Annotated in this window: 23 protein-coding genes; 19 read left to right on the top strand and 4 right to left on the bottom strand. The window is 64.7% G+C overall.

Annotated elements, in window-relative coordinates; translation table 11 throughout:
* Positions 1-141: 141 nt before the first annotated feature.
* The 3 genes from IEW02_RS16655 to IEW02_RS16645 are packed head-to-tail and all read left to right on the top strand — an operon-like array spanning position 142 to position 2,899.
* Positions 142-1,002 carry an SDR family oxidoreductase gene (locus tag IEW02_RS16655; RefSeq protein ID WP_188545929.1) on the top strand — a complete coding sequence of 287 codons (861 nt, stop codon included), beginning with the start codon at positions 142-144 and terminating at the stop codon, positions 1,000-1,002.
* Positions 999-1,982 (top strand): tripartite tricarboxylate transporter substrate binding protein, encoded by a 984-nt coding sequence (locus tag IEW02_RS16650; protein WP_188545928.1) that lies wholly within the window; start codon positions 999-1,001, stop codon positions 1,980-1,982. Before IEW02_RS16655 ends, IEW02_RS16650 begins: the two co-directional genes overlap by 4 nt.
* Positions 1,979-2,899, top strand: coding sequence for a DMT family transporter (locus IEW02_RS16645; RefSeq protein WP_229746087.1), 921 nt, complete (start codon positions 1,979-1,981; stop codon positions 2,897-2,899). Before IEW02_RS16650 ends, IEW02_RS16645 begins: the two co-directional genes overlap by 4 nt.
* Here the strand turns inward: IEW02_RS16645 and IEW02_RS16640 are convergent.
* Positions 2,876-3,811 carry a LysR family transcriptional regulator gene (locus IEW02_RS16640; RefSeq protein WP_188545927.1) on the bottom strand — a complete coding sequence of 312 codons (936 nt, stop codon included), beginning with the start codon at positions 3,809-3,811 and terminating at the stop codon, positions 2,876-2,878. The genes IEW02_RS16645 and IEW02_RS16640 overlap by 24 nt on opposite strands.
* Positions 3,812-3,977: 166 nt before the next feature.
* Between IEW02_RS16640 and IEW02_RS16635 the strand changes: the two genes are divergently transcribed.
* Entirely contained in the window at positions 3,978-5,345 is a 1,368-nt protein-coding gene (locus IEW02_RS16635; protein WP_188545926.1) for an SLC13 family permease, read from the top strand.
* Positions 5,346-5,503: 158 nt separating this feature from the next.
* Positions 5,504-6,613: a PrpF domain-containing protein gene (locus IEW02_RS16630; protein ID WP_188545925.1), complete on the top strand. Its 1,110-nt coding sequence runs from the start codon at positions 5,504-5,506 to the stop codon at positions 6,611-6,613.
* 50 nt (positions 6,614-6,663) lie between these two features.
* Here the strand turns inward: IEW02_RS16630 and IEW02_RS16625 are convergent, their stop codons facing one another.
* The gene (locus tag IEW02_RS16625) at positions 6,664-7,302 is read right to left on the bottom strand and encodes a TetR/AcrR family transcriptional regulator (protein ID WP_188545924.1); all 639 of its coding nucleotides are present in this window, start codon (positions 7,300-7,302) and stop codon (positions 6,664-6,666) included.
* 124 nt (positions 7,303-7,426) lie between these two features.
* Here IEW02_RS16625 and IEW02_RS16620 point away from each other — a divergent pair, with 124 nt between their 5' ends.
* The 8 genes from IEW02_RS16620 (at position 7,427) to IEW02_RS16585 (ending at position 12,791) form a co-directional block, all read left to right on the top strand.
* Positions 7,427-8,914, top strand: coding sequence for an MDR family MFS transporter (locus tag IEW02_RS16620; protein ID WP_188545923.1), 1,488 nt, complete (start codon positions 7,427-7,429; stop codon positions 8,912-8,914).
* Positions 8,915-8,924: 10 nt separating this feature from the next.
* Complete coding sequence (locus IEW02_RS16615) at positions 8,925-9,128, top strand: zinc-ribbon domain-containing protein (RefSeq protein ID WP_229746086.1); 204 nt, start codon at positions 8,925-8,927, stop codon at positions 9,126-9,128.
* A 55-nt stretch (positions 9,129-9,183) separates the two neighbouring features.
* Positions 9,184-9,648 carry an SRPBCC family protein gene (locus IEW02_RS16610; RefSeq protein ID WP_188545922.1) on the top strand — a complete coding sequence of 155 codons (465 nt, stop codon included), beginning with the start codon at positions 9,184-9,186 and terminating at the stop codon, positions 9,646-9,648.
* A 51-nt stretch (positions 9,649-9,699) separates the two neighbouring features.
* Positions 9,700-10,245: a DUF2231 domain-containing protein gene (locus IEW02_RS16605; RefSeq protein WP_188545921.1), complete on the top strand. Its 546-nt coding sequence runs from the start codon at positions 9,700-9,702 to the stop codon at positions 10,243-10,245.
* Entirely contained in the window at positions 10,242-10,418 is a 177-nt protein-coding gene (locus tag IEW02_RS16600; RefSeq protein ID WP_188545920.1) for a hypothetical protein, read from the top strand. Before IEW02_RS16605 ends, IEW02_RS16600 begins: the two co-directional genes overlap by 4 nt.
* A 101-nt stretch (positions 10,419-10,519) precedes the next feature.
* Complete coding sequence (locus tag IEW02_RS16595; protein ID WP_371829964.1) at positions 10,520-11,485, top strand: glycoside hydrolase family 43 protein; 966 nt, start codon at positions 10,520-10,522, stop codon at positions 11,483-11,485.
* 6 nt (positions 11,486-11,491) lie between these two features.
* Complete coding sequence (locus IEW02_RS16590; protein ID WP_188545918.1) at positions 11,492-12,400, top strand: TolB family protein; 909 nt, start codon at positions 11,492-11,494, stop codon at positions 12,398-12,400.
* Positions 12,401-12,413: 13 nt separating this feature from the next.
* The gene (locus IEW02_RS16585) at positions 12,414-12,791 is read left to right on the top strand and encodes a hypothetical protein (RefSeq protein WP_188545917.1); all 378 of its coding nucleotides are present in this window, start codon (positions 12,414-12,416) and stop codon (positions 12,789-12,791) included.
* On the opposite strand, the gene IEW02_RS16580 is transcribed toward IEW02_RS16585, so the two are convergent.
* Positions 12,788-14,038: an alpha-hydroxy acid oxidase gene (locus IEW02_RS16580; RefSeq protein WP_188545916.1), complete on the bottom strand. Its 1,251-nt coding sequence runs from the start codon at positions 14,036-14,038 to the stop codon at positions 12,788-12,790. The genes IEW02_RS16585 and IEW02_RS16580 overlap by 4 nt on opposite strands.
* 141 nt (positions 14,039-14,179) lie before the next feature.
* Between IEW02_RS16580 and IEW02_RS16575 the strand changes: the two genes are divergently transcribed.
* The 6 genes from IEW02_RS16575 to IEW02_RS16550 all read left to right on the top strand — a co-directional run bounded on the left by IEW02_RS16575 (position 14,180) and on the right by IEW02_RS16550 (position 18,056).
* Positions 14,180-14,407 carry a hypothetical protein gene (locus tag IEW02_RS16575; protein WP_188545915.1) on the top strand — a complete coding sequence of 76 codons (228 nt, stop codon included), beginning with the start codon at positions 14,180-14,182 and terminating at the stop codon, positions 14,405-14,407.
* Complete coding sequence (locus IEW02_RS16570; RefSeq protein ID WP_188545914.1) at positions 14,404-15,318, top strand: ABC transporter ATP-binding protein; 915 nt, start codon at positions 14,404-14,406, stop codon at positions 15,316-15,318. Before IEW02_RS16575 ends, IEW02_RS16570 begins: the two co-directional genes overlap by 4 nt.
* The gene (locus IEW02_RS16565; protein ID WP_188545913.1) at positions 15,315-16,085 is read left to right on the top strand and encodes an ABC transporter permease; all 771 of its coding nucleotides are present in this window, start codon (positions 15,315-15,317) and stop codon (positions 16,083-16,085) included. Before IEW02_RS16570 ends, IEW02_RS16565 begins: the two co-directional genes overlap by 4 nt.
* Before the next feature lie 25 nt (positions 16,086-16,110).
* Positions 16,111-17,232: a sensor histidine kinase gene (locus IEW02_RS16560; RefSeq protein ID WP_188545912.1), complete on the top strand. Its 1,122-nt coding sequence runs from the start codon at positions 16,111-16,113 to the stop codon at positions 17,230-17,232.
* Positions 17,229-17,834, top strand: coding sequence for a response regulator transcription factor (locus IEW02_RS16555; RefSeq protein ID WP_188545911.1), 606 nt, complete (start codon positions 17,229-17,231; stop codon positions 17,832-17,834). The genes IEW02_RS16560 and IEW02_RS16555 overlap by 4 nt, the downstream gene beginning before the upstream one ends.
* A gap of 75 nt (positions 17,835-17,909) precedes the next feature.
* Positions 17,910-18,056 (top strand): hypothetical protein, encoded by a 147-nt coding sequence (locus IEW02_RS16550; protein WP_188545910.1) that lies wholly within the window; start codon positions 17,910-17,912, stop codon positions 18,054-18,056.
* Positions 18,057-18,062: 6 nt separating this feature from the next.
* On the opposite strand, the gene IEW02_RS16545 is transcribed toward IEW02_RS16550, so the two are convergent.
* On the bottom strand, positions 18,063-19,073 hold the full coding sequence (locus IEW02_RS16545; RefSeq protein ID WP_188545909.1) for an NAD-dependent epimerase/dehydratase family protein: 1,011 nt from the start codon (positions 19,071-19,073) through the stop codon (positions 18,063-18,065).
* Positions 19,074-19,139 lie beyond the last annotated feature (66 nt).

Genomic DNA, 19,139 nt, shown 5'->3' with positions numbered 1-19,139 from the left:
TACATACCGAAGGATGGCACCGAACCCCGTAACGGTGTCGAGGATTGTTTGACGTGATGTGCTGCGCCTGGTGTCGCCGCACCTTACTGTCATGCACCAGAGCAGCTACCGCTGTGTCGACCGGGCAGGGGCGGTGCTGTGATGTCGAAGGTCAGAACGTCCCTCAGGCTCGCCGGGATGCGTCCTCTCCCGACGTGGCGCGCGGGGACACCGGTGGACGTGCGGGGTAAGCGGATCCTGATCACCGGCGCATCCTCCGGAATCGGCGCCGTCGCCGCCCGCAAGCTCGCAGCAGAAGGCGCAACCGTCATTGCGGTCGCACGTCGGCAGAGTCTCCTGGACGAGGTCGTCGACCGGATCACGGCGGCGGGTGGCAACGCCGTTGCCGCCCGCGCGGACCTGTCCGACCTCGCCGAGATCGATGCACTGGTGGAGCGCGTCGGCCGCGTGGACGTCCTGATCAACAACGCGGCCAGGTCGATTCGGCGGCCGCTCTCGGATTCCCTCGAGCGCTGGCACGACATCGAGCGAGTGATGGCCCTGAACTACTACGCGCCGCTCCGGCTCGTTCGCGGACTGTCGCCCGGAATGATCGAACGCGGAGACGGGCACATCGTCAATGTCGCGACGTGGCGCGTCCTGCCGGAATCGTCGCCGATGTTCGCCGCGTACAACGCATCCAAGGCGGCGCTGAGCGCGGTCAGCCGCGTCATCGACACCGAGTGGGGATCGGCAGGCGTGCACTCCACCACGATCTACTACCCCTTGGTGTCGACACCCATGATTGCGCCCACCCGGGCCTACGACGGGATTGCTGCACTGAGCGCAGACGAGGCAGCCGACTGGATGGTGACCGCCGTGAGGACACGACCCGTTCGAATCGCGCCCCGCAAGGCCCTCGCGCTCCGAGCGCTCGACGTCGTGGCACCGCGCACGCTCAACTCCATCCTCCAACGAGAGACCGATCGTATGAACGCGAGAAGCATTGCGGCGCAATCATGAACAAGTCCCTACTCGGAGCGGCCGTCGCTGCCGTGCTGCTGCTCGCGGGTTGCTCGCAGTCCGAGCCCACCGCCGCGCCCACCGCCGAGCCGGCGGTATATCCCACGGGACCGGTCACCATGACGGCGGGAGCCACGACGGGTAGTGGGTTCGACCTCACCATCCGTTCGGTCGTCGATGCGCTGCAGAAGGAGAAGATCGTCGATGTTCCCCTCCCGGTGGAGAATCGACCCGGCGGCAGCGGAGCCGACTTCCTCGCCACGATGATCGCGGACCACCGGGGCGCCGGCGACCAGGTCGCGGTGACATCGCTGTCGATGATGGTGAATCAGTCGCGCGGCACCTCGAAGTACGGCTACGACGATGTCACGATGATCGCCCGGCTGATGACCGAGTACTACGTCGTCGTGACTCGTCCCGGTTCTCCGTTCGCCGATCTCGGCGACGTCCTGGCGTCCATGGCGTCCGATCCGTCGAGCGTGACGGTCGGGGCCGCTTTCGACGACGAGCTGCCTTTTGCTCTCCTGGTGTCCGCAGCCGGAGGCGACCCGTCCACCGTGCAGTACGTCACGCAGGAAGGCGGTGGCGACCAGAACGCGGCGCTGCTCAGCGGAGAGGCCGACGTGGCGATCGGCGGCGTCAGCGAGTTCGTCGACCAGGTGACGTCGGGAAGCCTCGACGCACTCGGCGTGCTGGCCGACAACAGGCTGCCGGGCCTCGACGTCCCGACCGCGCGGGAGCAGGGACTCGACGTCACCCTGTCCAACTGGCGGGGTCTCTACGGGCCTCCGGACATGCCGGCGAATGCCGTCGAGTATTGGCAGTCGGCGCTCGCACGGATGGTGGAGACACCCACCTGGATGCAGACCGCAGAGCGCAGCAAATTCACCACGACCTTCATGATCGGTGACGACTTCCAGAGTTTCCTGGCCGAGACGCAGGCGGCCGTCGAGACCGGATTGCGCGCGGCGCCGCGGTGACGCAATCATCGAGGGACGCAACGTCGTCCGCGCTCGGTGTGGGACACAGACCGGAGAACTTGGCACTGGGCGCAGCACTGACCACGGCGGCGTTCTTCTGCGTCTCTCTGGTCGGCGCCCTGGCGAAGCAGGGCGGTACCTACACGTCGACGGGCGTGCTGCTGCTCTTCCAGAACGCGATCGGTCTGCTCTTCGTGGTTCCGGTGGCGCTGCGCGGCGGCTGGGTTGGGGTGAGAACGCGCAGGATCGGTCTGCACGTGCTGCGGGCGGCGACGGGAACGGCGTGTTGGTACTCGTTGTTCTTCGCCATCACCGAGATTCCGCTCGCCAATGCGACTCTGCTGACGTACAGCGCGCCGCTGTGGATGCCGCTGATCGCGTGGGCGGTGACCCGGCAGCGCGTGGCGAGGCCGACGTGGATCGGTGCGGGGGTGGGCTTCGTCGGAGTGCTGCTGGTGCTGCAACCGCAAAGTCAGAGTGTCGGATTCGGCTCGCTGGCTGCGCTCGCCGGGGCGTTGTTCCTGGCGACCGCGATGATGTCGGTGCGCTGGCTCGGGGCGACCGAACCGATGATCAGGGTCCTTTTCTACTACTTCCTTCTGTCGACCGTCATCTCGATTCCGATTGCAGTAGCCGACTGGCGCCCGATTCCACCGCAGGCGTGGTGGTGGTTGGCAGCGTTGGGGTGCGCGCAGCTGGCGTCGCAGGCGCTGATCGTGCTGGCCTACCGGTACGCGCCGGCCGAGAAAGTCGGTCCGTTCATCTACTCCGTCATCGTGTTCACGGCCCTGATCGACTGGGTTGTCTGGAACCACCGGCCGACGTTGTTCGCCTGTCTCGGAATGGTTCTGGTGATCGGAGGCGGGTTGGTAGCGGTCCGCGCACGACGTTCTCTAGGTGTGCGTGATCGCCCGTGACGCGTATCGGGACGCGGCATCGCGTAGGGCGCGAGTGATGGCGTGCATACTCGGCGTGAACTTTCGTCGAGCGAGCGTCGCGATGTAGATCGACCGGGTGGGTACGGCGTCCTCGGCGCGGAACTCGACGGCGGACACGTCGGGTCGGTGATGCGCCACGGCCAACCGCGGGACCATGGCTATGCCGACTCCGGCTGCAACCATGGCCTCGATCTCACGGTAGTCGTGTGCTTCGTACACGACCTCGGGTACGAAGCCGGCCTCCTTGCAACTGCGATAGAGCACGTCCGCCGCGGGATGATCGGCACTTCGTACAATCCACCGCGCACCGCGCAGGGACGAGATGGACACGGAGTCCACGGCCAAAGCGCTCTCGGTCGGGGCCAGCAGAAGCGTCGGATCTTCCATCAGGGGATGCAGAGTCAGGGACTGGTCGGCCGACTCCGTCCAGTCGTAGCTCCACAGCAACGCCAGCTCGATTTCACTCGAGTGCAGCATCTCCAGGAGTTCGGGACGTACGGCCGACCGGGCTCGCACCTCGATTCCCGGCCATCGTGCGTGACAGTCCTTGAGGGCATCGGACAGAAGTGTCGCACTGACCGTCGGGAAGGAACCGAGCCGAACCGAACCCCGTTCCAGCCCGCTCAGAGCTTCCAGATCGCCGCGGGCGGCGCGCATCTCCCGACGGAACAGGCGCGCGCGGTCGGTCAGGACTTCTCCGGCTTCGGTCAACTTCACTCCACGGGGCAGACGGACGAGGACTGGTTGGCCGATGCTGTTCTCCAGCTTCGAGATTCGTTGCGATGCTGCCGACGGCGTCATGTTGGCCGCCTCCGCTCCCGACGTCAGTGATCCGGCATCGGCAATGTCGAGCAGCAGAAACAACGTGACCACATCGAATGTGCTCTGCACCGTGCCTCCTCGTGACTTCAGTTGAACTGAAGGGCAGCGTAGCAAATGCACATTGTCCTGAACGGAGGTTGCTTCTAGCGTGATGTGCGACACGATCGACGGTGGGATCTCCGGCCGTCACGATCGTCATCCGAATCCCTCGACCGCAGCAGAAGGACCGAAGACCATGACCTCCGTAGAAATACTTCCGCTCCTGGCACTGGTGGCGATGTTCGCCATTGCCACCATTTTCCCGATCAACATCGGGATCCTCGGCTTCGTCGGAGCCTTCGTGGTCGGTGCATTCGTCCTCGGGTACGACGACAAGGAGATTCTTGCGTCGTTCCCCGGATCGATCGTCCTGACCATCGTCGGCGTCACCTACTTCTTCGGCATGGCAAAGCAGAACGGGACCATCGACCTGCTGGTCAACGCCTGCATTCGAGCTGTGCACGGCCGGGTGGCCATCGTCCCCTGGGTGTTCTTCGGATGCGCGTCCGTCCTCACCGCACTCGGCACGTTCAGCCCTGCCGCGGTTGCGCTCATCGCTCCGGCCGCACTGGCCTTCGCCGCCAAGACGAAAATGAGCCCTCTGGTCATGGGAATCATGACGATCAACGGTGCCCACGCCGGCGCCTTCTCGCCGATCTCGGTCTCGGGCGTGCTCGTTCGAGACCTCGTCGAATCCAATGGTCTCACCATCGCGCCGTGGACACTCTTTCTCGCCAGCTACGGAATCAACACGCTTCTCTCGGTGATCACGATCGTCGTGTACTCGGTCCTCGGACGTATGCGCCCCCTGGAGTACTCCGCACTCGGTACCTCGGATCGCCCGTCGCCGGATGCATCCGGGGCAGGAGCGGACAACTCCGGATCCGGCGGAACCGGCGCCGGCGGAACGAAGACGCTCGAGCGCACCACCGTTCCCACGCTCGGGGTGATGGAGCGAGTCCAGGTCACGATGACGCAGAAGCTGACACTTGCGCTCACCGCAGTCGTTCTCGTCCTGGTGCTCGTGTTCCACCTTCCGATCAGCTTCGTCGCAATCGCCGCAGGGTGCATCCTGGCCTTCACCGACATGTCGAAGCAGAACGACGCGATCGCCGGAATCAGTTGGTCCACGGTTCTTCTCGTGGCCGGCATGATCACCTACATCTCGATGCTCGAAGAGCTCGGGACCATCGACCACCTTGCCGAAGCTGCCATCACCATCGGCGCGCCCATCATCGTCGCGGTGCTGCTCTGCTACGTCATCGGAGTCACCTCTGCGTTCGCGTCGTCGACAGCCCTCCTCGCGGCAGTCATCCCGCTGGCGATGCCGCTGCTCGAGACCGGTGCGCTCCCCGTGGTGGGCGTGGTTGCCGCCTTGGCCATCTCGGCGACCGTCGTCGACGTGTCCCCGTTCTCCACGAACGGTGCGCTCGTGCTGGCGAGCGCGCAGAACATCGAACGCCGTGCCTTCTACCGGCAGCTGCTGATCAACGCCGGCATCGTCGTGGCAATCGCACCGGCTCTGTGCTGGACGCTGCTGGTGGTCGTGCCAGAAGTCTTCTGAGTTAAGTGCAGCGAAACATCACTGCACTGATTCGTAATTGTGCTCCACGCAGGTGGGGCGCACTCTGGAAGTACCCAAGACCGCCGGTTCCCGAGCGGCGCACATTCTCTCGAAACGATTCCTAGGTGGTAGTTGTGTTCACTCTTCACGGAACTTGGATGCGGGGCGGCACCAGCAAGTGCTGGCTGTTCAACGCAGTCGATGTCGACCCCTTGATCGAGGTCGCCGGCGGGCTCGACGCCATTTTGTCGTCGGCTTTCGGATCCGGTGATCCCCGGCAGTTGGACGGAGTCGGCGGAGGCAGTTCGACAACCTCCAAAGCGGCGATCGTGCGCCGATCGTCGGAGCCCGGCGTCGACATCGAGTACCTGTTCGCTCAGGTCTCGATCGGTGCGGAAACCGTCGAGTGGGGGAGTAACTGCGGGAACTGCGCAACCGCCATCGGGTTGTACGCGGTGCAGACCGGGTTGGTGCCGGCCGGCGGTGTCAGCACCACGGTCCGCATGCGCAACACCAACACTGGCGCCCTCCTCGTAGCCGAGATCGCGACGACCGGTGGCGTGGTGCCCGCAGAAGGATCGGCCGGAGTTCCCGGCACCACGGCGCTGGGCGTTCCTGTCGCACTGACCTTCGTCGACGTTGCCGGTGGCACCGCCCTGCTGCCGACGGGGAATCCGATCGACGAACTCGAGCACGACGGGCGAACCGTGCGGGCAACTCTGGTGTCGGCGGGCGCTCCGTCCGCCTTCTTCGACGCCGATGATCTCGGGCTCACCGGTTCCGAAACCATTTCCGAACTGGCGCAACATGTTCCGGACCTGATCGGCTTGCGGCGGCAGGCTGCAATTCGAATGGGACTGTGCGGGGAGAACGACCCCGTGTCGAATGCGATCCCGAAGGTGGGCATCGTCGGATCCCCGGTCGACTACCGCACGACTGACGGGACCATGATCGCCGCCGCAGACTACGACGTGTCCGTGCGCATGCTGTCCATGATGGCTCCGCACCCGGCAATCGGACTCACCTCCGCCGTGGCGGTCGCGGCGGCGGCCAGCGTCGCCGGTAGTGGGGTGACGGCGCGTGCTCACGTCGGATGGCCCGGTTCCCTGCGCGTCGGAACGGCGGCCGGTGTGATCCACCTGGACATGGTGTGCGACGACGCGGGCAGCATCACGTCGGTGACTCTGCACCGGGCAGCGCGACGAATTGCTCAGGCCGACCTGTTCGTCACGACGCCGGCCCGTGCGCTGGCCGGGGCAGCCACGTAGCTCAGCCGTGTCCGCGACGGCGCAACACGACGAACACGCATGCGCGCGGCTTATCTTCGAACCACGCGTGCCAGCTCGTCGGCCGTCGACCGGTAGATCTCGCCCAGGTCCGCGTTCTCTCCACCATCGATGCGTTCGGCCCAGTCGTCGAAGGCGACGCGGACAGCCATTCCGGCGCCTTCGACGAGAAGCCGTGCATGAGTTCGGGATTCGGTGCCCGACAGGGCCTGTGTCACTCGGTCGGTGATGCGGCACAGCGCCATGGCTTCTGCGGCGAACGCGGCGGCGCGTAGATGTGCATCGCCGCCGATCAGCCTTCTGGTCCGCAGCAGGCGGTCCCGCGCATCGGGGGACGACGACACCCGCTCGATCGACCGGGCGTAGACCTCTTGGATTCCGGTCATCGTGATCTCCGCAGCGAGTGTCGAGTCGAGCCATCCGCCCAGATCGGACTCGAGGTGGGCGTCGATCTCGAGCACCGATTCCTCTTTCGACGGGAAGCATCGGAAGAATGTGCTGGGTGAGATGCCGGCCTCCGCGGCGATCTGGTCCACGGTGGTTGCGGACGATCCCTGTCGCTCGAAGAGATCCAGCGCAGCGCAGGCGATGTCGAACTTCGTCTCCTGCCGACGGCGCTCCCGCAAGTCCGGGGCCCGCTTCACACTCGCGGTCGATCGCTGCTCGCTCATGACCCTCCTTCCGATGCTGCCAGGTTAGCACTCGATACCAAGTTGACAGTGACTGTCAGAGTGGATGACAATATCAACAAGGCAGCCGCATGCGCTGGTGGTCCCACTTCGACGAAGGTTCACGATGCAGACACACGACACGAACGCCGACGCCCGCCCGGCCGACAGCGCACTTCCACCTGGGAGCAAGCTGCTGATCGGCGTGTTGGTCGTCGCGGCCTTCGTGATGATTCTCAACGAGACGATCATGTCTGTGGCACTGCCGAGTTTGATGGTGGACCTGTCCATCAGCGCAACCACCGCGCAATGGCTGACGACCGGCTTTCTCCTCACGATGGCCGTCGTCATTCCGACCACCGGATATCTGTTCCAGCGTTTCACGTTGCGCCAGGTATTCATCGCCGCGATGACGCTCTTCAGTCTCGGAACGCTTCTGGCCGCGTCGGCGCCGGGATTCGAGATACTTCTTGCCGGACGCGTGGTGCAGGCCGCGGGTACCGCAATCATGCTGCCGCTGTTGATGACCACCGTCCTCGGCGTCGTGCCCGCGAGTCAGCGAGGACGGATGATGGGCGTCATTTCCATCGTCATTGCTGTCGCCCCCGCCGTCGGCCCCACCATCTCCGGAATCATCCTCGACCTGTCGAACTGGCGCTGGATGTTCTGGCTGGTGCTGCCGATCGCGCTCGTCGCGTTCGGGGTCGGAGCCAAGCTCGTCGTCGACATCAACGAATCGCGCAAGGCGCCGCTGGACGCGCTGTCGGTCATGTTGTCCGCGTTCGCTTTCGGGGGCATCGTGTACGGACTGAGCACCATCGGTCACTCGTCCGGAGATTCGTCCGTCCCGGTGTGGGTTCCCCTTGCCGTCGGTGTCGCTGCGCTGGTCGTATTCGTCCTGCGGCAGCTCTCGCGCCAGGAAAGGGGCCTGGCGCTCCTCGATCTGCGTCCGTTCTCCACTCCCGCCTTCAGCATCGGGCTCGGGATGATCGCGATCTCGATGATGGCGCTGTTCGGCGCCCTGATACTCCTGCCGATGTATCTACAGAACGTTCGCGGTCTCGACACCCTGACCACCGGCCTCATGCTCCTGCCTGGTGGCCTGCTGATGGGGCTGCTCGCACCGTTCGTCGGCCGCGTGTTCGATCGCGTCGGTCCACGACCGCTGGTTGTTCCCGGCTCGGTCGTGGTCAGCGCCGCACTGTGGCTGATGACGGTCCTCGACTCGCAGAGCGCCCTCGCCCTCGTGATCGGTATCCACATGCTGCTGTCGGCGGGTTTGGCCCTGATCATGACGCCGCTGATGACGTCCTCGTTGGGATCGCTTCCAGCTGAACTGTATTCGCACGGAAGTGCCATCTTCAACACGATCCAGCAGCTGGCAGGCGCAGCGGGAACTGCGTTGTTCGTGACGGTCATGTCGAACACGGCAGCGTCGCGTCTGGCCGGTGGCGCACCCGACGTCGACGCAAGTCAGTCGGGTATCCACACCGCATTCCTGTGCGGCGGTGCGGTGTCGCTCGTTGCGGTGGCGGCGTCGCTCTTCGTTCGCACGCCGGCCGCGACCGGCGCACCGGAGCCGAAGGCGTCGGACGAGGTTCTGTCGGCGTCGTAGGCTGGCGCCCGTGTTCCTCCTCTTCGGCTTCGGTACCAAACGCAGACACATCGGCATGGGTGCCACCCGGACGTGTCCGCGATGCCACAACACGACGCAATGGGCACGTACGAAGCAGTTCAAGCAGTTCACGGTGTTCTTCGTCCCGTTGGCTCGGTGGAAGCGCGAGCAGTTCGAGCAGTGTGGGATCTGCGGGACGGCAGTGCAGGGCTAGACCCGTCGCGACGCCGGTCGTTGCCGACTCGGCCGAGGGCGTGCACTGTGGGGTCATGAGCGAACACGAAAAGGTCACTGTCGAACGCACCATCGAAGCGCCCGTCGACGCAATTTTCGACGTGCTGTCCAACCCCGAGCGACATCAGGCTCTCGACGCATCGGGCTTCGTTCGCGGAGTGGATCACGCCGATCGAATCCAGAAGGTCGGCGAGGTGTTCACGATGAACATGCAGGGCGACCACATGGGCGGCGAGTACAAGACCGACAACCATGTCTCCGGATACGCCAAGGACAAGCTTCTGGCGTGGAAGACCGCTCCTGAGGGCACCGAGCCTCCCGGATGGGAATGGCTGTGGGAGCTCGAATCACAGGGTCCGAACGAGACGTTGGTTCGTCACACGTACGACTGGTCCAAGGTCACCGACAAGGAGCTCTTGTCGCAGGTGAAGTTCCCGCTGGTCACCAAGGACCAGCTGACCGACACGCTCGGCAGACTCGCAGCAGAGGCAACCGCCTGACCTGACGCCGTCGGCGGGGTTACCCACGTCACAGACGGGTATCCGGCGCGTATGAACCTGACAGCGCTGTTCGCGCCCGCCGAGAAGGCGTCCCTGCTCGATCCGGTCAGCGATGCGGTGGCCTCGTCCCTGCGCTCCGTATTGGAGGGGTCGCCGGTCGACGGTCTCCTGCGCGGAACTTTCGTGGGCCACCCGATCCACCCCATCATGGCCTACGGCACGGTCGGATTGTGGAGCAGCGCAGTGCTTCTCGACCTCACTGGTGGAAACGACGGTGCTGCACGCCGCTTGATCGGGGCCGGGGTGCTGACCGCGCCGACAGCCTTGGCGACGGGGTGGGCCACGTGGTCGACGCTGACCGTCGAGCAGCGACGGGTGGGACTGATCCACGCCGGCACCAATGCTGTTGCGCTGGGGCTGTTCGCGGCTTCCTACCGTCGACGCGCCAAAACCCCCGACGCGCCCGCCGACGGGGCGGCCAAAGCACTGGCGGTGGCCGGGTTCGCGGTTGCGGGTGTCGGTGGTGCGCTGGGTGGTCATCTCGGCTACAACATGGGCGCTGGAGTGTCCGCTCGTGCGATTCCGGCCGGACTGTGAGTACCCCCGAAGCGTTCGCCGAGCTGAAGGTCCGCGGCGTGACTGCAGAGGGGGCCCGTTGCTTCGTCGACGGTAGTTCGGAGAACCTCGATCCCGGCGTACTGGCTGCGTTGACGGACGCGAACCTCACCGAATCACAGCTGCACGAGTACGTCGCCTGGGTCGGCGAGTGATCGGATAACCGAAACCGACGGAACGGTACTGGAGGTAACGATCCGCTAACCTGTGACGTAAGTGGCTCGTGATGCGTGGGAACGTCATGGATACTGCACGCGTGACGTCGACTCGAATGTCCCGCATCTCAGCCGTGTCGGTGGCACTGCTCGTACTCCTCGCCTCGGCACTTGCGACCCCCGCGGCCGGCAACGCGGAGCCGTCCTGGCGCTACACGATGGTCGCGTTCAGCAACGTCAGCGACCGTGACATGGACGTGTACCAGTCAGCGGACGGCACCAACTTCGAGTCGCTGCAGCGTCCGGCCTACCGACCCCCCACGGGACTGGTGCGGGATCCGAGCATCTTCCGGAACACCGACGGAATGTACTACCTCACGTACACCACGGCCGGCGGAGCGAACATAGGTTTCGCGCGCAGCAGTGACCGTGTGAACTGGACCCATCTGATGGACTACCCGGTTCCCTTCTGCTGCATCTTCATGCCGGGTACAGGCGACGGTGTCGGACTCGCACCGGGCTCGGTCGGTTCGGCCGGGTCGTCGGACGGACCGTCGCTCTCGCCGTTCGTCACCAAAGCATGGGCACCGGAATGGTTCGTCGACGGCAACTCCGTCAACGTGATCCTCTCCCTGTCGACCGGCGGTGGGTTCGTTCCCTACGTCATGACAGCCATGGACCCCTCGCTGAGCATGTTCAGCATGCCTGTACCGCTCGTAGGACTCGGCGCGGATCGCATCGACACCACGGTCGTCAAGATCGGCTCGGACTATCACGCGATCACCAAGAACGAAACCAAAAAGGTGATCGAGCACGCCATCGCCCCGACCCTCGCAGGGCCGTACCGATTCATCCCGGGCGGCGCCGACTGGGGGACGTTCCGTGAGGGCCCGTCGCTGGTCCAGCTGCCGAACGATGTGTGGCGCTTGTACTTCGACGGATACACCGATGGAAAGTACTTCTACACCGACAGTTCCGACGGTCTGCGGACGTGGACACCGGTGCAGGAGCTTCCCGGTGTGTCCGGCACCGTGAGGCACTTCGGCGTGATGCGGGAACCGTCGTAGGTGAGGATGAGACGCCGCCCTCCACTTCTCGTTGCGCTCGTCGCACTGTCGCTGGCCGTCGCCGGATGCGCCGAAGACGCTCAGCCGCCTGCGGATCCGCCACCGCCGCCGAACCCGATGATTGTGTCGTTCGACGACGGCGGGGGTCAGATCTTCGTGATGGACGCCGACGGCAGTGGCGTCCGGCAGATCACGCGCACCACCGACCCGCAGGCACCCGACGACAACTACGCCGGTTCGGCCGCCCTGTCCCCGGACGGCTCGCACCTTGCATACACCAGGGGTGGCCGTTTCATCGACGTCGTCGACCTCGAATCCGGTGACTCCACGACGGTGCACGAGGGCGGTTACGACCCCGAGTTCTCCCCGGACGGTTCGACCATCGCCTTCAGCGACGGAACCGGAATCAGCCTGATGAAGGCCGACGGCTCCGATGTGCGGACGCTCGTGAGCGAGGAACAAGCCTCCGCCGCAACGTTTTCGCCCGACGGGTCTCGAGTGCTGTACATGACGGCGGGATACATCATGGAGGTACCCGCGACGGGTGGGGAACCCACTCTCGTTCTGCGCGACCAGTTCTACAACGCCGACCCCGTGATCTCACCGGACGGTTCCACCATGGTGTTCGCCAGCAACCGCGGCGGACGCAACGGTTCCGAGATCTACGCGATGCCCGTCGGTGGTGGGGAGATCACGCCTCTCACGGATACTTACGCGGTGCACCCTACGTTCACCCCGGATGGTTCGACCATCGTCTACACCCGAGTTCGCAACGCGGCGGGCGACGTGGCACCCGACGTGTCCGACCAGGTCCGGTCGGAGCTGGCATCGATGAATTCCGATGGTACGAACCAGAAGACGCTCACGCCCCGGTCGATCACGGCGCAGATACCGAGTGTGGGTGGGGGACAGTGAGAGGAGTCCCGACGTGATCATCACTGGACTGTTCTTCGCCGAGTACGCCCGGGCGTCGTCGGACATGCTCGACGTACTGGGCGCGGTATGGGACACCTGCACCGTGCCGCGGGACTCCCGTATGCTCGAATGCCGACTCGTGGCGCTGCTGCAGACCGGACCCGACGACATCGGGAAGGACTTCCCGGCCGGTCTCGAAGTTCTCGACGCGTCCGGAAATCATGTGGTGAATCAGCGAGGGCTTCAGATCCCCGGAGCCGGTTTCACCGGCGAGAACCGATTCTGGTTTCTGCCGATGCAGATGGTGTTTCGTGACGAGGGGCGTCACAACTTCATTCTCAGCGCGGGAGGATCACAGGCGAGCGTGGGCCTGCGCGTCCTCTTCGGTTAGGAACGAATGTCGGTGCGCAGCGGACCCAGGCGTGCCAACTGGGTGACATGGCTCGGGTTCAGCTCGTCGAGCGAATTCACCTGCAGCAGTTGCATGGTGCGCGCAACTTCGCCGGACAGAATCTCGATCATGCGGTCCACCCCGGCCCGACCACCGGCCATCAGGCCGTACAGGTAGGCCCGCCCCACGAGGGTGAACGTGGCACCCATCGCGATGGACGCGACGATGTCCGATCCGTGCATGATGCCGGTGTCGATCACGATGTCGAGATCGCGCCCGACCTCACGTACGACATCCGGGAGAAGATGGAACGGGACCGGAGCGCGATCGAGCTGTCGGCCGCCGTGGTTGGACAACACGATCCCGTCGACGCCGAGGTCCGCCAGCCGCTTCGAATCCTCCACGTTCTGAACACCTTTGACGACGAGGCGCCCTGGCCAGATGTCGCGTACGACAGTCAGGTCGTCGAACGAGATCGACGGGTCCATGGCGGATCCGACGAGATCGGCGACGGTACCGCCTGTCGACGACAGCGAAGCGAATTCCAGCTTGTCGGTGGTGAGGAAATCCCACCACCACCAGGGTCGCGGAATGGCGTTCAACACCGTCGACGCGGTCAGCTGCGGAGGGATGGAGAAACCGTTGCGGTTGTCGCGTAGGCGGGCGCCCGCCACCGGGGTGTCCACGGTGAAGAGCAGCGTGTCGAATCCCGCACGCGCGGCACGCTCGACGAGCCCGAAGGAAATTTCCCGCTGTTTCATGACGTAGAGCTGAAACCAGTTGCGGCCATTCGGGTTGACGGCCTTCACGTCTTCGATGGACACGGTACCGAGGGTGGAGAGGCTGAACGGAATTCCGGCCGCTCCGGCGGCGGCCGCACCGGCGTACTCACCTTCGGCCTGCATCAGACGAGTGAAACCGGTCGGCGCGATGCCGAACGGGAGTGCCGAGGGCCCACCGAACACCGTCGTCGAGGTGTCGACGTGTGACACGTCGCGAAGTATCGACGGATGAAATTCCACGTCCTGGAATGCCTGACGCGCGCGGGCGAGCGATATCTCGGCGTCGGCGGCGCCGTCGGTGTAGTCGAACGCAGCTCGCGGCGTGCGCCGTTTGGCGATGGTGCGCAGGTCCGCAATCGTCAGCGCGGACGCCAGGCGGCGGCGACGGGCGTTGAAATCGGGCCTCTTGAACGACACCAGCTCGAGCAGTTCGGATGGTTTGGGAGCCTGCCTACGTAACGCCATGGTTCATTGTCTCTCCCGGCGGACAACGGCACCGAGCAATGGGCCACATGACATTTGTCATCGCCCACTCGTGACGCTGTCATCGCAGCTCATGCACCTGCGCACTGGTGTGTAACCGCTGCTCGCCGAACAATCGTAAGCATGAAACAACCGGACGAAGGAAACCTGTTCACCGACCTCATGGAGCTCGGGCCGGCTCCCACGATGTCACGCGAGATCGTCGTTGTCGTCATCTCGTTGGCCATTGTCGCAGTGCTCTTCGCAATCGTCGGGCCGAGCGTGCCGGCGCTGGCAGCCACGGCCGCGATCGTCGTCTTTCTGGCCGTTCGATTTGCCATCGGCCTCCGCAATTGGGGGAAGCAGTCATGAGCATCATCGACGTGTCGGGCATGACCCGCCGCTACGGATCGGGCAAGAATGCGTACGAGGCAGTCAAGAGCCTGGACCTGCAGATCGCCGAGGGTGAGCTCTTCGGGCTGCTGGGCACGAACGGCGCCGGCAAGACGTCGACCCTCGAAGTGATCCAGGGACTCTCCACGCCGAGTGCAGGGTCGGTGCGCATCATGGGCATGGACCCGGTCGCCGATCGCCGAAAAGTGCGTCCCGCACTGGGGATCATGTTGCAGAAAGGCGGCCTGCCACAGGATCTCACCGCAGAGGAGAGTCTGCGAATGTGGGCCGGTACGTGCAGCGACCCGCTTGCGGTCGACGAGGTTCTCGCGAAAGTAGATCTGTCGGACCGCGCCACGACCCGCGTGAAGTTTCTCTCCGGCGGTGAGCAGCGACGGCTCGACCTGGCGTGCGCGATCATCAGCCGTCCTCGTGTGTTGTTCCTCGACGAACCAACCACCGGACTGGACCCCGAGAGCCGACGGAACACGTGGCGTCTGATCCAGGAGCTCAAGGACTCCGGCGTGACGATCATGTTGACTACGCACTACCTCGACGAAGCCGAGTCGCTCTGTGACCGGTTGGCAATCATGCACAAGGGCAACGTCGTTCGCAGCGGAACCGTCGACGATGTTGTTGCCGACCACCCGGCCAGGATCGACTTCACGGTTCCGGGAGTGGCGTTGCCGCAGCTTCCCGGCGTCGACATCGACGTCCACGGTGACACCGTGACCATCACTACCTCGTCGGTGCAGGACACCCTCACCGAACTGCTGATGTGGGCGCGCGAGCACCGAGTGACCCTGCACGGCCTCGATGCGCGAGCGGCGTCCCTCGAAACGGTGTTCCTCTCCATCGCAGACGAATTCGACCAAAGGATCAGCGCATGAGCACCATGACAGCATTGTCGAAGGCCGAGTTCACGCTTCTGGGCCGCAACCGTGTCCTCCTGTTCAACGCCGTCGTGATGCCGTTGATCTTCCCCGTCGTGCTGCTGGTCGTCGGCAGTCGGGGCGGTAGCCTCGAGGCCGCGGGTGTCTCGGCGGCACTGGAGATCTTCGCCCTCTTCCTTCTGGTGTTCCTCGTCTATTACAACCTCCTGTCCGTCTACGCCACGAGACGAGACGAATTGGTGCTCAAACGACTTCGCACCGGCGAAAGCACCGACCTCCAAATCCTTCTCGGACCGGCGGTACCGTCGCTTCTGCTGACCGTGATCCTGACGATCGTCGTCGGTGGTGTGGTCGTCGCGCTGGGTGGAGGTGTTCCGGTCAACATCCTGCTCGTGACGGTCGCTCTCGTCGGCGGTGCTGCACTCTTCGCCGCGCTGGCGTTGATCACGTCGGCGTTCACCCGAAACGCCGAGGCTGCGCAGATCACGAGCCTTCCGGTGATCCTGTTGGCGATGGTCGGTTCGTCTCTGCTGCGCAGCGTCGTTCCCGACTCGCTTGCACGGGTAGTCGACCTGACACCGATGGCGGCAGTATCCGATCTTCTCAACCTCGGATGGTTCGGCAACACGACCGCCGGCGACGCATCCGTCGGGTTCGCGTCCACCTTCACCGAGGCCGGTATGCCGGCACTGGTCATGCTGTCGTGGGTTGTGGGAAGCCTGGTGATCGCCCGCACCCACTTCCGGTGGGAACCCCGGTCCTGACCGTACGTCTGCAAGGCTGCAGCGTATGAGACTGCGGGATTACCTCAACCCGATGCACGGCTGGAACGACAGCAGTGATGTCGACAAGGTACGCGTCTACACGCGGCAGTCGTTCCTGGTGATCGTGGTGGGTTTGGCCGTGGCCATGCTCTCGCAATCGGTCGCGGAGAAGAACACCGTGACAGCGGCGGCGGCACTCGCGGGTACTGCCGCCGCTGCCGTGATTCTGCAGCGCACCGAGAGCATGGGCGGACCATCCCGTCGCTCCCGCCGACCTCCGCTCGTCGTTCTCGTCGCAGCGAGTGCCGTGATGGTTGCCTTCGGCAGTGTCCAGAACATTCTGTGGACGTCGATTCTCATGACCACAGCGGTTGCAGCGCTTGTGACACTGCGGTGGGCAGTGGCCGCGGCCGTTGTCGTCGTCGTGATTGCCGGCCTTCTCGGCGCGGAGGCCGTTCAGATCGTCCTCCTCGGCATGTTCATCGTCCTCATGGCGTTCACGGTGCGGCTGTCGATGTGGTTGCTGCGCTTGGTGGTCGAGCTCGAGGCCACTCGCGATGCGGCCGGCGCCCTGTCCGTTGCCGAAGAGCGACTGCGCTTCTCCCGCGACCTCCACGACGTGGTGGGACGCGCGCTCTCCGCCATTGCGGTCAAGAGCGAACTGGCCGCGACCTTGGCCCGGCGCGGTGACGATCGAGCAGCGGCGCAGATGGACGAAGTCCGCGCGCTCGCACAGGAATCGATGAGCGAGGCGCGCGAGCTGGTGCGCGGATACCGGTCGGTCGACGTGGCCTCCGAACTGGTGGGCGCTCGATCGTTGTTGTCCGCCGCGGGGATTCGAACAGAGTTGATCGGGGACGTCTCTGCCGTTCCCCACCGTGTGGCCGAGCCGGCAGCCTGGGTGGTGCGAGAGGGAGTGACCAACATCTTGCGTCATTCGAGTGCGTCGTTCTGCCGAATCGAGTTCGACGTGAACACGATTCGCATCGTCAACGATGAACCGGCATTCGGGAAGTCCACGGGAGACGGCACCGGACTCAGCGGGCTGCGCGAGCGGCTGGCGGCGGTCGGTGGGGTGCTGACCGTGGAGTCGAACTCCGATACCTTTTCCGTCACAGCAACCTTTCGGACCGGGAGAGACACGTGATCAGAGTTCTGTTGGCAGACGACGAAAACCTGATCCGAACGGCATTGGCAACGATGCTCGATCTCGAAGACGACATCGACGTCGTCGCACAAGCAGACTCGGGTGAAGCTGCGGTCGTCGAAGCGGTCAAGCACGCACCCGACGTCGCCGTTCTCGACCTGCAGCTCGGCGGAATCGACGGGATCGAGGCGGCTGTGCAGATCGCGTCGGCCCTGCCGGGCTGCGCATCCATCATCGTCACCAGTCATGGCCGCCCCGGCTACCTGAAGAAGTCGCTCGCGGCGGGAGTACGGGGATTCCTCCCCAAGACGACGTCGGCCGCGACCCTCGCCGAGGTGGTGCGCACCGTCCACGGTGGTGGTCGGTACGTGGATCCAGCTCTGGCGGCGGAGGCGATCGGTGCCGGTGACTCCCCGCTGACACCCCGCGAGGCCGACGTTCTCGAATTCGCCGCAGACGGTGCGTCCATCGCCGAAATTGCTCAGCGCGCGCACCTCTCAGCTGGTACGACTCGCAACTACCTCTCTGCTGCGGCCGCAAAACTCGGAGCAGCAAATCGGCACGAGGCGTGTGCGATCGCTCGCCGACACGGCTGGATCTGAAACCGGCACGCTTGAAGTCGGGGAAGGCGGGGCATTCCGACCCGAGCACGCACGTTCCTACGAGGAGGAGTTTTCATGACCATGCCCAGCGACGCAGCCGACGCAGTCGAGTCCGCAGGCAGCAACGACGGCCCACGCGACCAGAACGTCGACACCGACACCACCGCGTACGTCGACGAGAACAACGTCCCGCATCCGGGCGACGACAACGAGACGAGCTGAGCTGCCCTACGCCGACAGGGGTGGCGTCGGAGCATCACCGATCTCGTTGATGCCGCGGACGAATTCGCTCAGCGCTTCCGCCGACGAGTAACGCGGCTCCCAGCCCAGCTCGGACCGTGCGCGCGTCGTGTCCATGACGGGGATACGGAGAACAGCGTCGAGTAGGTCCGGGCTCGTGGGGACGATACGGAGCTTCCACAGCAGCGCCAGAAGTGCGCGGACCGGGAAGACGGGTATCGGAACCACTCGGGCGTCGAGAACGTCGGCGAGGACCTGTGCCGTGACCGGCGGCTCGGCGGCAATGTTGAAGGCCCCCTGCGCTTTCGTGGTCGCTGCCTTCGAGAACGCCTCTCCCACGTCGGCCGAATGCACGGCCTGGAACACCAGACCCGGCATCGAGGGCACGAACGGAACGAACGCCGGCCGCACGATCTGCGGTGGCACGAAAGGTCCCGCGAACAAACGCCGCTGCTCGGTCGATGCTTCGTGTTTGAATACGAATCCGGGTCGCAACCGCACGACGCGCATGTCTGGATTCTCGAGTTCGAAGCTGTCGAGGGCGCGCTCGAGATAGGACTTCTCACGGGTGTACGCGGCACCGGGCCAGCCATGTGTCGGCCAATCCTCTTGCACCGGAATATCTTTCGGGCCCGGAGCATACGCTCCGACCGAAGATGCGTAGACGAGAGACGGCACCTGCGCTTTCGCGGCAGCATCGAAGACTCGCAGCGCGCCCAGAACGTTGACGTCCCACGTCCGAGACGGCTCGTAGGTGGGTTGGAACTGCCAGGCAAGGTGAATGACGACGTCGACACCGGCGAACGCGGAGACCAGGTCGTCCTCCGCGATGTCGGCTTCGACGAATGTCGTCCTGGCGGGTTGCCAAGTCGGCGCTCGGCGGGAGAGTCCGATGATCTTCGCGACGCCCGGGTTGCGGGTGAGGGCATCGACGACGCTGGTACCGAGGTTGCCGGTGGCGCCAGTGACCAGCACGGTGAGGTTGGTCGAATCGTTCACGTTCGTATCCTTCGTGCACCGTCGACGGAGAAGGAAACTGCGTGACGGTGCGGGTAGGCTCGAGTA

It is taken from the genome of Rhodococcoides trifolii (assembly GCF_014635345.1).
GTDB classification, from domain to species: domain Bacteria; phylum Actinomycetota; class Actinomycetes; order Mycobacteriales; family Mycobacteriaceae; genus Rhodococcoides; species Rhodococcoides trifolii.
Note: the sequence above shows the minus strand (reverse complement) of the source record. Positions and strands in the feature narration are given on the sequence as shown.

Coding starts and splice junctions, on each gene's coding strand:
- IEW02_RS16605 (WP_188545921.1), top strand. CDS start 9,700: ATGAACCTGACAGCGCTGTTCGCGCCCGCCGAGAAGGCGTCCCTGCTC.
- IEW02_RS16550 (WP_188545910.1), top strand. CDS start 17,910: ATGACCATGCCCAGCGACGCAGCCGACGCAGTCGAGTCCGCAGGCAGC.
- IEW02_RS16635 (WP_188545926.1), top strand. CDS start 3,978: ATGACCTCCGTAGAAATACTTCCGCTCCTGGCACTGGTGGCGATGTTC.
- IEW02_RS16630 (WP_188545925.1), top strand. CDS start 5,504: ATGCGGGGCGGCACCAGCAAGTGCTGGCTGTTCAACGCAGTCGATGTC.
- IEW02_RS16580 (WP_188545916.1), bottom strand. CDS start 14,038: ATGGCGTTACGTAGGCAGGCTCCCAAACCATCCGAACTGCTCGAGCTG.
- IEW02_RS16570 (WP_188545914.1), top strand. CDS start 14,404: ATGAGCATCATCGACGTGTCGGGCATGACCCGCCGCTACGGATCGGGC.
- IEW02_RS16565 (WP_188545913.1), top strand. CDS start 15,315: ATGAGCACCATGACAGCATTGTCGAAGGCCGAGTTCACGCTTCTGGGC.
- IEW02_RS16655 (WP_188545929.1), top strand. CDS start 142: ATGTCGAAGGTCAGAACGTCCCTCAGGCTCGCCGGGATGCGTCCTCTC.
- IEW02_RS16560 (WP_188545912.1), top strand. CDS start 16,111: ATGAGACTGCGGGATTACCTCAACCCGATGCACGGCTGGAACGACAGC.
- IEW02_RS16620 (WP_188545923.1), top strand. CDS start 7,427: ATGCAGACACACGACACGAACGCCGACGCCCGCCCGGCCGACAGCGCA.
- IEW02_RS16575 (WP_188545915.1), top strand. CDS start 14,180: ATGAAACAACCGGACGAAGGAAACCTGTTCACCGACCTCATGGAGCTC.
- IEW02_RS16625 (WP_188545924.1), bottom strand. CDS start 7,302: ATGAGCGAGCAGCGATCGACCGCGAGTGTGAAGCGGGCCCCGGACTTG.
- IEW02_RS16590 (WP_188545918.1), top strand. CDS start 11,492: ATGAGACGCCGCCCTCCACTTCTCGTTGCGCTCGTCGCACTGTCGCTG.
- IEW02_RS16610 (WP_188545922.1), top strand. CDS start 9,184: ATGAGCGAACACGAAAAGGTCACTGTCGAACGCACCATCGAAGCGCCC.
- IEW02_RS16650 (WP_188545928.1), top strand. CDS start 999: ATGAACAAGTCCCTACTCGGAGCGGCCGTCGCTGCCGTGCTGCTGCTC.